At 45.7% G+C, this 13,296-nt stretch carries 10 protein-coding genes; 9 read left to right on the top strand and 1 reads right to left on the bottom strand.

The genetic code is table 11. The annotated features are described in order from the left end of the window. Entirely contained in the window at nucleotides 1–663 is a 663-nt protein-coding gene (locus tag GT360_RS07815; RefSeq protein ID WP_164648324.1) for a DUF2913 family protein, read from the top strand. A gap of 6 nt (nucleotides 664–669) precedes the next feature. Here GT360_RS07815 and GT360_RS07810 read toward each other — a convergent pair whose 3' ends face one another. Next, nucleotides 670–2,109 carry a DUF2867 domain-containing protein gene (locus tag GT360_RS07810; protein WP_164648323.1) on the bottom strand — a complete coding sequence of 480 codons (1,440 nt, stop codon included), beginning with the start codon at nucleotides 2,107–2,109 and terminating at the stop codon, nucleotides 670–672. Nucleotides 2,110–2,296: 187 nt separating this feature from the next. Here GT360_RS07810 and GT360_RS07805 point away from each other — a divergent pair, with 187 nt between their 5' ends. From GT360_RS07805 to GT360_RS07770, 8 genes are all read left to right on the top strand, one after another. After that, nucleotides 2,297–3,667, top strand: a complete 1,371-nt coding sequence (locus GT360_RS07805; RefSeq protein ID WP_420825425.1) for an MATE family efflux transporter — start codon at nucleotides 2,297–2,299, stop codon at nucleotides 3,665–3,667. Between the two features lie 202 nt (nucleotides 3,668–3,869). Continuing rightward, entirely contained in the window at nucleotides 3,870–4,541 is a 672-nt protein-coding gene (locus tag GT360_RS07800) for an ABC transporter ATP-binding protein (protein ID WP_164648322.1), read from the top strand. Beyond that, complete coding sequence (locus tag GT360_RS07795; RefSeq protein ID WP_164648321.1) at nucleotides 4,522–6,975, top strand: ABC transporter permease; 2,454 nt, start codon at nucleotides 4,522–4,524, stop codon at nucleotides 6,973–6,975. Before GT360_RS07800 ends, GT360_RS07795 begins: the two co-directional genes overlap by 20 nt. 173 nt (nucleotides 6,976–7,148) lie before the next feature. Further along, nucleotides 7,149–8,324, top strand: a complete 1,176-nt coding sequence (gene nhaA / locus GT360_RS07790; protein WP_164648320.1) for a Na+/H+ antiporter NhaA — start codon at nucleotides 7,149–7,151, stop codon at nucleotides 8,322–8,324. A gap of 400 nt (nucleotides 8,325–8,724) precedes the next feature. Beyond that, nucleotides 8,725–11,010: a putative monovalent cation/H+ antiporter subunit A gene (locus GT360_RS07785; protein WP_164648319.1), complete on the top strand. Its 2,286-nt coding sequence runs from the start codon at nucleotides 8,725–8,727 to the stop codon at nucleotides 11,008–11,010. A gap of 2 nt (nucleotides 11,011–11,012) precedes the next feature. After that, nucleotides 11,013–11,450, top strand: a complete 438-nt coding sequence (locus GT360_RS07780; RefSeq protein WP_164648318.1) for a Na+/H+ antiporter subunit B — start codon at nucleotides 11,013–11,015, stop codon at nucleotides 11,448–11,450. Between the two features lies 1 nt (nucleotide 11,451). Then, on the top strand, nucleotides 11,452–11,805 hold the full coding sequence (locus GT360_RS07775; protein ID WP_164648317.1) for a Na+/H+ antiporter subunit C: 354 nt from the start codon (nucleotides 11,452–11,454) through the stop codon (nucleotides 11,803–11,805). Continuing rightward, entirely contained in the window at nucleotides 11,802–13,295 is a 1,494-nt protein-coding gene (locus tag GT360_RS07770) for a Na+/H+ antiporter subunit D (RefSeq protein ID WP_164648316.1), read from the top strand. Before GT360_RS07775 ends, GT360_RS07770 begins: the two co-directional genes overlap by 4 nt. Nucleotide 13,296 lies beyond the last annotated feature (1 nt).

Genomic DNA, 13,296 nt, shown 5'->3' with positions numbered 1-13,296 from the left:
ATGTCTCTTTATAGTCAAGATATCCAAGATGTTGTTAACAGTGCTCTAGAGGAGCTAGCAGAACTGCATCGTCAAGGGAAAGCAGTCAACGCTCCAGTGGCAAACAACCTTTTTTTGGTACGCTGGGTCACCAAAGCGCTCAAGCAGCAACGATTTGGCCGAGTAGTCAGTCAAGATTTGACGCGCTGGCAAAAAGCCGGTCGCTCAAAAGGCAATGATGCGGCATTAGAGTTCTTGTTTAAGCGTATTTCTGCCTACTACGCGAAATTCTTTCAAGAGAACGCGGCAGGTGATCCAGTTACCGATGCGATGATTGAGAAGTTTCTTGATCAAATGATTGCCGAAAATTGGGACGTATCAACGGCAGAGCCACTGGTTAATGCTGGTAAGGTTCAGTTCTTTAGTGAGGGTTTAAACTCACTGGCACTGTGTTCAAATCAATGTGACGATTGTTTTGATGGTGAGCTCATGGTGAAGCCAATGAGCTGGTTTGTGCGCGGCAACCACGCACAGTTTGTTGAAATGGCGATGAACGCAGGGTTTATGGTGCATAAAGTGACCGACTATAAATCCAACGTCAAATACCACGGTGAATACCTTGTTTTCCCAAATAACCAAGGGGATCGTCTGGCGGAAATTCCTCTGAATTTCAAAGCGGACTAAATCAGGTCATTGTGTATCAAGAGCCATAGCTTTTTTAGCGATGGCTCTTACCATTCCTCTAAAGATGAAGAGGTGTGCAGGCATCATGGCAAACCAGTAGAGTAGGCCAGCAAAGCCTTTAGGATGCCACCAAGCGGTTATTGATATTTGCCTTTCCTCTCCAAAATCTTCCAGCTGTACCTCTAATCGGCCCAACCCTGGCCCTTTCATTCCAAAAAGTAGAGATAAGAACTTCGGGGCTTCTACTCGAATAACCTTCCAAGAATCAATATGATCACCGACTTTGAGCTCAGGACCATCAGGCTCGCGGCGAATAGGGCGGCCGCCACCAAAAAGGATATCTAGCCACTCTCTTAGGCGCCAAAGCGGATTCGCGAAAAAATAGCCCTCTTTTCGACTGCCTAACTGCTTTGCAATATTCCACAATGAGGCAAGCGAAGCGCTGGTCTTAAAGGTTGCCCCCGCTTGCTTTGGGTAGTAACCGTATCCGGGTTGCCAACGTTTAAGGGCAGTTGGGTCATAGCCCCAAACGTTTGAGCGAAGGAACTCACCGTCTTGGCTAATTGATTGCTCGACAGCTTGTTGAAAAGGGATCAAATCTTGCGGGTATTTCGCTTTTATGACTTGGTCATTGGCAACGAAATCATGTTCTAACCCTGCAAGCAACGCACGCCCTACTGCAGCTGGAACAGAAGTAACGGTACCCAACCACTGTGATGCTAATCTCGGTGTCAACATCGGTGTCGTCCAGATCTTAAAGGGCCTTTGATTGGCCTCACAAATGATCTGAAACTGTTCACGATAAGTGAGAGAGTGAGGTCCGCCCACTTCGTAGATAACACTCTCTTGAGGGTGTTCCTGAACGACCGACATTAAGTAGAAGTTGAGATTTTCCAACGCAATCGGGTTAGCTTTTGAATCGACAGAAGTTGGCGTTACCAGCATTGGAAGATTCATGACAAAATCACGCATGATTTCATAAGCGGCTGAGCCTGGGCCAATGATGACACCTGCGCGCAACTCTGTGATAGGCACTTTTGATTGGCGCAATATGGCTCCCGTTTCACGCCTTGCCTTTAGGTGTTCTGAGTCAGCGGTCTGTGGTTGTATCGCGCTGAGGTAAATAACGTGTTCAACATTACTGTGATTAAGAGCGTTTTTGACATTTACAGCCAGCGAGAGTTCGTAGTCGACAAAGTCATAGCCGTGTGCCATACCATGGACGAGAAAAAACACGATGTCATGCTGTGCTATCAATCCTTGCGTTTCTTCAGCATCTGCAAGGTCGAGATAAACCAGTGATAGGTTGGGTGCGGGTTCCACACGTGCTTTTAGGTATTCCAGTTGACGAGCTGCACCTGTGACCTTGTAACCTCTACTAGCCAGGATAGGGAGAAGTTGTGATCCGATATAACCCGAGGCGCCTAACACGAGAACTTTTTTCATTGATGGTCACTCCTTAGACCTAACTATCTTTCGTCAATAACTCTCTGTCATCAATAACAAAATATCGTAATCAATGTTCAAAAAGAAATGATTCACTTACCAGCGATTTCGGGCGTATACTTTGCGTATACCGAACTAATGATTCGTCTCTCCCCCCTTAACCATTTTGTTCTCAGAGTGAGGTAGTGTGTCTACATACGCTTTAGTGTTACGCCATCTTGATAAAGACTTTTTACGCAAACTGATTGCGATTGCGTTACCTATCACATTGCAAAATATCATGTTTTCTAGTCGAAGCTTAGTCGATGTCATGATGTTGGGGCAACTGGGAGAGTACGAAATTGCAGCAGTAGGCATCGCCGCACGAGCGACATTTGTTTCTACGATCATGCTGGTGGGGGTTACAACAGGGGGCGCACTGCTTACGGCTCAGTATTGGGGCAGTGGTAATAGGGAAGGTGTGAGACAAAGTACCGCATTAACCTGGTTAGTTTCGATGGCATTTGCTGCGGTGACTGTCGCGATATTCATCCTGTTTCCTCACCAAATTATGGCGGTCACGACAGACTCACAACAAGTGATAGAGTTGGGAGCTCAGTATCTTATTATCACTTCGGTAACCATGTTTGTGGTGGCTTGTGGTGCGAGTATGGCGGTGGGTTTACGAGCCGTACACAAACCGGGTTTGAGTACCTTGTTCAGTGGCGTGGGCATTGTCGCGAATATCTTTTTTAGCTGGGTTCTGATTTTCGGTAATTTAGGCTTCCCTAAATTGGGTATTGTGGGTGCTGCAGTGGCAACTGTTATCAGTGGTTTCATAGAGATCGCGTGCTTATACGGTTACCTCTATGGGAAAAAGCACCTATTGGCCTTTGGGCGTGAAGATATTATTGCGGTGATAAACAAAGAGAAGGTGACTAAGTTTCTTTCTCTTTCTCTACCCACCACATTCAACTTCTTGGCGTGGTCGGGAGGCCTTTTCGCTTATCAAGCTATTATGGGCCAGACAGGGGTTCAAGGTTTGGCGGCATTAGCTGTGATGACGCCGATTGAGTCTATGTCTTTGGCTTTGATGATTGGCTTATCTACTTCTGGTGCGGTACTGGTTGGTAATCAACTGGGCGCCAAAAAATTTGATGACGTGTACTATCAAGCGATAGGTATTACGGTCATCAACGTCTCTGTGTCGTTATTGGTTGCATTAGCGGTCTATTTGCTCAGAGTGCCAATCTTGGATGCATTCAGCGCTTTAACTCCTGATACACGAGCCTTGTCTGATAAATTCATGATTATAATGTGTATCGGCATTTTTGTTCGTTCCGTTCCTATGATGGCGATTAATGGGATTTTGCGAGCGGGTGGTGACGTTAAATTTTGCCTATATCAAGATCTCGTTGCTCAGTGGCTTATTGGTATTCCTTGCGCAGCCCTCGCTGCGGCGCTGCTTGGCTGGCCGCCTGAGTGGGTATACTTGTTGTTTTTGCTTGAAGAAGTGGTTAAGTGGATAGGGTCGATACCTAGAATCAAAAGCCGCAAATGGATTAAAAACCTGCTTTAAGGCACATGTACTACGAAGTGATGGTGTTTCTGAATGATCGTGCTAACTTTAATCAACTCGGTAAATCAATCATTTGCGGTGTACTACGTGCTTTGACATTTAAGGTTGAGCATTTTGTGATCTAGTGTGCAAAATGCTTCCTAGTTGATGGATTTTAGTGTAGATTCTCACTCCGAAGAAAAGTCATCACACGAGCGGTTTAATGTTACAACTGACCAACTTAAGCAAAGGATATGTCGATGGGGGAGAATTTTACCCTGTCCTGCAAGGAGCAGAATTGACGTTGGCTCAAGGTGAGCAGATGGCTTTGATGGGTGAGAGTGGTTCAGGTAAAAGTACGTTACTCAACTTAATCGCTGGCTTGGACACTGTCGATGACGGACAAGTCATATTCCCCAATTTCAATATGCATGATGCGCAAGAGCATCAACGAACCGCATACCGCCGTAACAACATCGGCCTTATCTTCCAGCAATACAATCTCCTCCCTACACTAAATATCGCTGACAACATTCGCTTCTGTCGACAGTTAAAGGGCTTACCCGAAGACCAGGGGCTGTGGCGCCAGATTCTATCTGTCCTGGACCTTATGCCTTTATTAGGGCGTTATCCAGAAGAAATTTCAGGCGGTCAGCAACAACGAGCAGCCATTGCCCGCGCTCTCTATTTAGAGCCAAAGGTGCTCCTAGCTGATGAGCCAACAGGTAGCCTAGATGAGCGCAACGCGGAAGCCGTCATGCGTTTGTTAACAAACTTGACTCGTGATTTAGAGTGTACTTTGTTGCTGGTTACACACAGTGAGAAAGTCGCGAACCATCTTTCAGGGCGTGTACGTTTGCAGGGAGGACAGCTGCATGTCATGGCCCGTAGTTAAGGCACTACTCGGTCACTATCATCGTCACCCTTTCCAAGTTATTCTCGTCGCACTTGGTCTTATTCTTGGGGTATCGCTGCTAGTCGGTGTCACAGCTATCAACAACCACGCTCGTGAGAGTTATGAGAATGGCGATCAGCTATTTTCTAGTCCTATTCCTTACCTGATTCGCACAACTGAACCGAATGGCATTCTGCCTAAGTCACTTTATTCAGAGCTACGTGATGAAGCCTTCGAGCAATGCACGCCATTTGACGTTGTAAGCTTGCGTTCCGCTGAAGGTGAAGAGCTGAATATAGTTGGCGTTGACCCATTATTTATGAAGCGTTTTAATCAGCGCTTTGAGATTGCCGAAGCCCCTCATCTTCCGAGGGCAACACACCCATTTCCAATTCTCGTTAGCAACGATTTTGCTGACTTCATGAACTGGAGCTCAGGGTCGTTGGTCAGAATGGACGATGATACCTTCATTGGCCCAGTGATTATCGACACAGAAGAAGTCTTAAACAGTTCGCAAATCGTTGCTGATATCGAACTGCTTAGAGGTCTACAACGCAATAGTGATTTGACCTTGATTGGATGCGGTGAGATGTCGGTCGATAAACTCACCATCCTCAAAGCGCGACTACCTGATGGCGTTATGTTGACACGTAACTCACGTGCAGAGCTAGAATCTATCACTCAAGCTTTCCATATGAACTTGAAAGCGTTAGGCATGCTGTCATTTCTGGTCGGCTTGTTTATCTTCTATCAAGCAATTTCATTATCCATGATTCAGCGACAAACATTAGTTGGCTCGCTGCGTCAACTAGGTGTATCGAACCTACAGCTCGCGCAGGCGATGTTAATTGAATTGTCTGTACTGGTTACTGTTTGCTGGGTGGTTGGTAATGGCTTCGGTTTGATTCTGGCAAATCAGTTGATACCGTCGGTGTCTTCAGGCCTAGGTTACTTGTATGGGGCGAGTATGAGCCTAACGGTAAGTTGGTCATGGAATATCGGCTTATACAGCTTAGTATTAACAGGAATTGGAGCAACGCTTGCGTGTGCATGGCCGCTGGTACGCTTATTACGTTCCCAGCCAATACGTTTAACGTCGAAGCTGTCACTTGTTAGATTCGCAGGGCGTGAGTTTACATTGCAAGCTGCGTTGTCGTGTATTTTTACCGTTGCTGCTATCGCCATTTTCCAAGCTCCAGACTCTTATGAGTCGGGCTTCGCCATTATTACGCTAATGCTTCTCAGCGTCGCAATGTTTACGCCATTTTTACTTTGGCACTTATTCCAAAGCTTCTCATTTAGCTTGCGCTGGGTGAAAGTTCGCTGGTTCTTTGCAGATGCGGCTGCCAGTATGGGTTATCGAGGCGTGGCGACAATGGCCTTTATGCTGTCAATGGCAGCGAATATTGGTGTAGAAACGCTTGTTGGTAGTTTCAGACATACAACCGACGAGTGGCTAACGCAAAAATTGGCGTCCGACGTTTATGTATATCCATACGCCAAAACTGCTCCAACATTAAGTCGTTGGCTTAAAGCGCAGCCTGAAGTGGATGAAGTCTGGTGGCGTTGGGAGCGTGATGTCGCTACTGACTTAGGTCAGGCTCAAGTGGTGAGTACGGGTACGTCTCAAGGTGAACATGACGCACTCGCCGTGAAGTTGGGCATTCCAAAATATTGGCAAAATCTTCACTACTCTCGTGGTGTGATGGTCAGTGAGTCAATGTCGCTCAAGCTAAATATTCGACCAGGAGATTACATCAACCTTGGTGCTGAATTTGGTGATGGGTGGCTGGTTACTGGCGTCTACTATGATTATGGCAATCCATTCAATCAAGTCGTGATGTCCCACCGAAACTGGTTAGCGGCTTACGAAGGGCAGGGTAATATTACGCTGGGCGTAAACCTGACCGATACCGGTGACAAGCGAGAGTTAAAACGTCGTTTGATCCAAAACTTTGACTTGGGTGGCGATAGAATCGTCAACAACAAGACAATTCATATGCAGGCCTTGACCGCATTTGACCGAACGTTTGTTATTGCAGACACCTTAGGTAACATCACATTGATTATCGCCATCGTCGGTATTTTCTTTGCAACCCTAGCAGGGGAGTCTTCCCGTCAGAAGCAGTTCTCTCTGCTACGCTGCTTTGGTATTTCTGGCAAAGAGCTGGTCTTTGTGGGTGGCTTGCAGCTATTGGTGTTTGGGCTAATCTCAATCCTGATCGCAGTTCCACTTGGCTTAACGCTTGCGCAGTTGGTGGTTGATATTATTATTCGACAATCATTTGGCTGGACGTTACAACTTCATTTTGAGCCGGAGATTTATCTCCATACTATTGGGCTCGCTTTGGTCGCGTTGGTGATTGCGGGAGTACTTCCCGTTGCTCGATTATTGCGCCAAACACCAATGCAATCTCTGAGAGATTCTCTTTAATGAAATTATCCAATATAAAATTGTAATCAAATGTAACAGTGCGACAACATTTGTAACTTTGCTTTCCATAGCGAGCTACACTCTACTCTGGTGTTTTTCACCAGTTTAGGGGTTTTTCGTTAGTCTAATTCACTCAAGTGAAAAGACTTTTTATAACAAGGAATGCAAAGATTATGGTAAAGGTATTACGTAATTTTGTGAAGTCCGAGTCATCTGGTGGTGTGCTACTAGTAATAGCAACTATCGCAGCGATGACCTTGGCAAATAGTTCTTTTAGTGATATTTATCACGCTTTTCTCCACAGCTACTTTCTCGGTATGCCGATCAGTCACTGGATCAATGATGGCTTAATGGCGATATTTTTCCTTCTGATTGGTTTAGAGGTAAAGCGCGAACTTTTACAAGGTGCGCTTAAAACCAAAGAAATGGCGCTGTTTCCAGCAATCGCTGCTCTAGGTGGCATGGTAGTTCCCGCTCTTATCTACGTCCTTTTTAACTACCAGAATCCTGAAGCATTGGCAGGATGGGCAATCCCGGCAGCAACCGATATCGCTTTTGCGCTAGGAGTAATGGCACTACTTGGAGATAGAGTACCCGTCAATCTAAAGGTGTTCTTGCTTGCTTTGGCAATCATTGATGACTTGGGAGCGATCGTTATTATTGCTCTTTTCTATACGAGTGATCTTTCTACCATCGCCTTACTTGCCGCAGTGGCCTCGACGTGTTTGCTTTTTTACATGAATATGCAAAAAGTACACTCTTTGGCTGCGTATATGGTAGTAGGGTTGATTTTGTGGGCTGCGGTAATGGCTTCTGGTATACATGCGACGATAGCCGGTGTTCTAGTTGGTTTTGCAATTCCACTTCGTTTGAAGAAAGAAGACTACACCAAGCCATTGGCGCCACTCGAGGTTTTAGAGCACAAATTGAACCCTTACGTGGTGTTTATCATTTTGCCTCTATTTGCTTTAACTAATGCTGGTATCACGCTAACAGATGTCTCTATGGCAGGCATGACGTCAATGGTTCCTATGGGAATAGCGATGGGCCTGTTAATAGGTAAGCCCATAGGCATTACCACTTTCTGTTGGTTAGCGATAAAGTTCGGTGTGGCTAAACTCCCTGCGGGTACCAATTTTGGTCAAGTCATCGCTGTGTCTGTTCTGTGTGGTATTGGCTTTACCATGTCGATATTCATCTCCTCACTTGCTTTCACGGGTGAGACACTAACGTTCGAGACTTATGCAAGGCTCGGCATTTTGATGGGCTCGAGCCTTTCAGCAGTCACTGGCTTTACCATTTTGTGGTGGGCACTGAGACCAAACACTCAAGCAGTCCTTCAGGATTAAGGCAGTGATGCTAACAAGTACATAATTACACTCAATATCGATTCAAAAGCTATAACTTCATGTTATAGCTTTTTTTTTAATATTTATTCTGATTATTTCGAGTTACACTGATTTGTAAACGAAATGTTGTTGAATATAATAATTGCGTTGTTTTCGGTCATTAATGTAGGTTTTATCGAGGTGTTACCTCATAACAAGCGAATATCTTTATTGGTGTGATCAACCTAAAATTTGACCTACGTCAACCTATTAACTTAGGTCAGACAAATAACAATAAAGTAGTGTTAACTACAGTAACAATTATCGGACAAGGTAAAGGAAAATCGAGGACTGATTTTCTTGGTTATTTTGAGGAAAAACCTTCTTCGCTTTGCGAGAGGGTAAATGGAGGCTTTCATTAATGCTGTTTGCAGTTCTGTCAGGATTTATTCTGGCGGGCTTCGTCCCTTGGCTTTTTAAGCAGTTTGGGGAACGAACCAGTAAGTTGCTTGCAATTTTACCAGCAACACTTTTTGTCTATTTTACAAATTACCTTCCTGTAGTCACAGGGCAGGGACCGCAACTCATCAGCTACGACTGGGTACCATCGTTGGGTATCAGTTTGGATTTTTGGCTTGATGGTTTGAGTCTTATGTTCGCTCTGCTGATTTCGGGAATCGGTTTCTTTGTAATCATCTACGCGGGTAGCTATTTAGCCCATAAACCTGATCAACGTAAGTTGCTCACCTACCTGATGGCGTTCATGGGCGCGATGCTTGGAGTGGTGCTTTCAAACAACTTGATCGCAATGTTCGTTTTCTGGGAGTTGACCAGTATTACGTCTTACATGCTGATTGGTTACTACCACGAAAAAGAATCTTCTCGTAAATCAGCCCTTCAAGGTCTGTTTGTTACCGTTGGTGGTGGTCTAGCACTGCTTGCGGGTATCATCATGCTCGGTATGATGGCAGGTACTTATGAGATCAGTGAAATTCTATCTCAAGGTACAAGCCTGCAGTCTCACGCTCTATTTACAGTGATGATGCTGGCAGTGTTGGGCGGAACGTTCACTAAGTCTGCTCAATTCCCATTCCACTTTTGGTTGCCAAACGCAATGGCAGCGCCAACCCCTGTCAGTTCATACCTCCACTCTGCGACGATGGTAAAAGCGGGTGTCTATTTGATGGCTCGTCTACAACCGACAATGGCGGGTAACGATACATGGACGATGCTACTGTCAGGTATCGGTGCGATCACCATGTTGTTGGGCGCAGCGATGGCGGTAACAAGCACCGATCTCAAGAAGATCTTGGCTTATTCAACCATTATGGCATTGGGCACATTGACCATGCTCATTGGTATTGGTACCGAAGCTGCACTGGTTGCTGCAATGGTGTTCCTTCTTGGTCATGCTCTGTATAAAGGTGCTTTGTTCATGGCTGCGGGTACCATTGACCATGAAACGGGGACAAAAGATGTTCGCGAACTCGGTGGTTTACGCAAGGCAATGCCGTATACAGCCGCATTCATGTCTCTAGCAGCATTAGCGCTGGCGGGTGTACCACCCCTGTTTGGCTTCATCGGTAAAGAGATGATGCTTGAGGGTGTGTTGTCGAGCCCATGGGCTGCTATGTTGGCGTTTATGGCGTTACTCACATCGATCTTCATTGTGGCTTGTGCTGGGTTGTTAGTTATTAAGCCTTTCTGGGGTGAGAAAAAATCGACACCTAAAGCGGCTCACGAAGCACCAATGGGCCTACGCCTTGGCTTCACAGTGTTGTCTGTCATCGGTTTGATTTTTGGTTTACTACCAAGCCTAGTTTCGCCACTAGTGACATCGGCAGCGAATGCTGTATCTGGTCACGAAGTATCGGATATTGATTTGGCGCTGTGGCATGGCTTCAACGTTCCTTTGATGATGAGTTTGCTTGCATTGGGTCTAGGCTATTTGTTGTTTAAGAACTGGGACCGCTTGGGACCGAAGGCTTCAAAAGTGCAACCGATGCTGAAGTATGGCCCAGAAAGTGGCTACTTTATCTTCATGGATAACATGCTTAAGTTTGCCAAGTGGAGTACGGCGAAGCTACAAAATGGCTATATGTCGAACTATATCTTGACGATCTTCTTGACGACTATCGCTTTAGTCGGTTACACGCTGTTCACCAAAGTGGGTATTCATTGGGATCTTGATTTCTCCGATGTAACTATAAAAGACCTTGCTGTATCGATTCTGATCGTTGCTGTGATCACCTATGCATGTGTGACCTCTGTTCGTTTAAGCTCGGTTGCCGCTATCGGTGCACTCGGTTTTGCGATGGCGATGATCTACGTCTTCTTCAGTGCACCAGACCTTGCAATCACACAGGTTCTAATAGAAACACTGACTGTGATTATGCTGGTACTGGTTCTGTTTAAACTGCCGAAGTTCCAGAAGCTTTCGAGCTCAGATGTACGCTGGCGTGACACGGTTGTTGCTTTATTATTCGGTGCAATGATGGCGACTTTGCTAATGACGGTCGTACATTTCTCAATGCCTGGCGGTATCAGCAGTTACCTCATTGAAAACAGCTATCCAATTGCGAAAGGTCGCAATATTGTTAACGTGATTCTTGTTGATTACCGAGCGCTAGATACTCTTGGTGAGATCTTCGTATTGGCGTTGGCGGCTATTGGTGTGACAGCCATGCTTAGAACGAAGAAGGATTAGTCATGAATAATACGAGTACTTCTCTTATTTTGCAGGTTGTCGCGCGTTTTCTATTGCCGATGCTTCTGCTGTTCTCTGTGTTTTTGCTTCTTCGTGGCCACGATGAGCCGGGTGGTGGTTTCATCGCTGGTCTTGTGGCATCAGTCGCATTCGCACTTCACTTGTTTGCGTTTGATGCAACTCAAACCCGCAAACTGATTGGTATTGATAGTACCTATTTGATGGGTGGTGGTCTTATTATCGCCACACTCAGTGGTTTTGTCGGTGTCATCAAGTCAGGCAGCACGTTTGCTACCGCAGTTTGGTGGTATGTGCATGTTCCTGGGTTAGGTGAGCTGAAAATTAGTACACCACTTATCTTTGATATCGGTGTCTATCTGGTTGTTATCGGTATGGTAACAACGCTGTTGTTCTCTCTCGCTCAGTTGGAGGAAGATTAACATGACTACATTATTTGCTTTTGTGATTGGTGCGCTTTACGCCGCTGCTCTCTATATGATGTTACGCCGTAGCGTTGTTAAACTGGTTATCGGTCTGATTATCTTATCAAACGCAACCAATCTACTTATCTTCACTGGTGGTGGTTTGGTGCGTGGCGCGCCTCCTCTCATTCAAGAGGGGCTGTATGCACCGATCGGTCAGATTGCTGATCCATTGCCTCAAGCACTGATTCTAACTGCAATCGTAATCAGTTTCGGTGTTTTAGCTTTTGCCGTGGTGTTAATCAAACGTGCCTACAAGGTGATAGGTGCTGACGATATGAACGAAATGAAGAGTACAGATTCACAACTATGATGTTATTAATGCCAGTACTGATCCCGATGCTAGCTGCTGCGTTGTCTATGACGCTGTGGAAGCATCAAACGCTGCAACGCTGGATCAGTGTGTTTTCAAACTTTGCGTTGCTTATCGCGGCAGTGACTCTATTCTCAACGGTGTACACCGATGGAATTCAAGTAGTGACACTCGGTGATTGGGAAGCCCCTTACGGTATCTCACTGGTGGCTGACTTACTTGCAGTAGTCATGGTAACCGTATCCGCTGTTGTTGCTTTCTGTATTTCAATTTATGCGCTTGCAACGATGACAAAAGAGCATGAGAAGTTTGGGTTTTACCCGCTGCTTCACCTTATGCTTGCAGGCGTTATCGGCTCATTCCTAACAGGTGACATTTTCAACCTTTACGTATGGTTTGAAATTATGCTTGTTGCTTCATTTGGCTTGTTGATCCTTGGTGGTGAGCGTAGCCAGATGGAAGGTGCGTTGAAGTACGTAACCTTGAACTTGTTGTCATCAGCGCTGTTCCTAAGTGCAATTGGCTTGCTTTACGCGTATGCGGGTACGCTCAATATGGCGGACCTAGGTCAGAAGCTTGCGGCGTCGGATAATCCAGAAGTGGTCACGTTAATTTCACTACTGTTCTTGGTTGCGTTCGGTATCAAAGCAGCGGCATTCCCACTATTCTTCTGGCTACCAGCTTCATACCATACGCCACCAGTGGCAATATCAGCAGTTTTTGCTGGCCTATTGACTAAGGTCGGTGTTTACGCGCTTTATCGTGTGTTTAGCGTTATCTTTATTGGTGATATCGCCTTTACCCATAGTACGCTCCTAATGTGGATGGGTATCTTTACTATGGTGACGGGGGTACTTGGTGCCGCTGCGCAGTTCGAGGTACGCCGTATCCTGTCTTTTCATATTGTGAGTCAGATTGGTTACATGATCTTGGGTCTGGCACTGTTTACTCCGCTAGCAATCCTGGGTGGCGTGTTTTACCTGTTCCACCACATAGTGGTGAAAACCAACCTGTTCCTTATTGGTGGCGTAATGCACCGCCTACATGGCACGTATGACTTGTCTCGTTTGGGTGGCTTGTATAAATCAAAGCCATTCTTGGCGATTTTATTTGCAATTCCTGCTATGTCACTTGCGGGTATTCCACCACTATCCGGCTTTTTCGCGAAGTTTGTCGTGATTAAAGCGGGTATTGAAGCCGAAGCATGGATTGGTGTCGTTGCATCGCTGGCTGTGGGTCTGTTGACGATGTATTCAATGATTAAAATTTGGGCGGAAGCATTTTGGAAGAAACTTCCAGAAGAAGCAGAAACTCTACCAGCATTGTCGGACTCTGAACGTTTCTGTTTGTTCCTACCGATTATTTTGATGGCTGCAATTACAGTGACTATCGGTATCAACGCTGAATGGTTTGTGAACCTTGCAAGTATGACTGCGGATCAAATTCTTGACCCACAACAGTACATTCAAGCTGTGTTAGGAGGCCAATAAG

The sequence above is a fragment of the Vibrio astriarenae genome, from assembly GCF_010587385.1.
Taxonomy (GTDB): domain Bacteria; phylum Pseudomonadota; class Gammaproteobacteria; order Enterobacterales; family Vibrionaceae; genus Vibrio; species Vibrio astriarenae.
This window is presented reverse-complemented; position numbering and strand designations above follow the sequence as displayed.

Bases quoted from the DNA above. Each gene is read 5' to 3' on its own strand.
- GT360_RS07815 (WP_164648324.1), top strand. From the start codon at position 1: ATGTCTCTTTATAGTCAAGATATCCAAGATGTTGTTAACAGTGCTCTA.
- GT360_RS07810 (WP_164648323.1), bottom strand. From the start codon at position 2,109: ATGAAAAAAGTTCTCGTGTTAGGCGCCTCGGGTTATATCGGATCACAA.
- GT360_RS07800 (WP_164648322.1), top strand. From the start codon at position 3,870: ATGTTACAACTGACCAACTTAAGCAAAGGATATGTCGATGGGGGAGAA.
- GT360_RS07795 (WP_164648321.1), top strand. From the start codon at position 4,522: ATGTCATGGCCCGTAGTTAAGGCACTACTCGGTCACTATCATCGTCAC.
- nhaA (WP_164648320.1), top strand. From the start codon at position 7,149: ATGGTAAAGGTATTACGTAATTTTGTGAAGTCCGAGTCATCTGGTGGT.
- GT360_RS07785 (WP_164648319.1), top strand. From the start codon at position 8,725: ATGCTGTTTGCAGTTCTGTCAGGATTTATTCTGGCGGGCTTCGTCCCT.
- GT360_RS07780 (WP_164648318.1), top strand. From the start codon at position 11,013: ATGAATAATACGAGTACTTCTCTTATTTTGCAGGTTGTCGCGCGTTTT.
- GT360_RS07775 (WP_164648317.1), top strand. From the start codon at position 11,452: ATGACTACATTATTTGCTTTTGTGATTGGTGCGCTTTACGCCGCTGCT.
- GT360_RS07770 (WP_164648316.1), top strand. From the start codon at position 11,802: ATGATGTTATTAATGCCAGTACTGATCCCGATGCTAGCTGCTGCGTTG.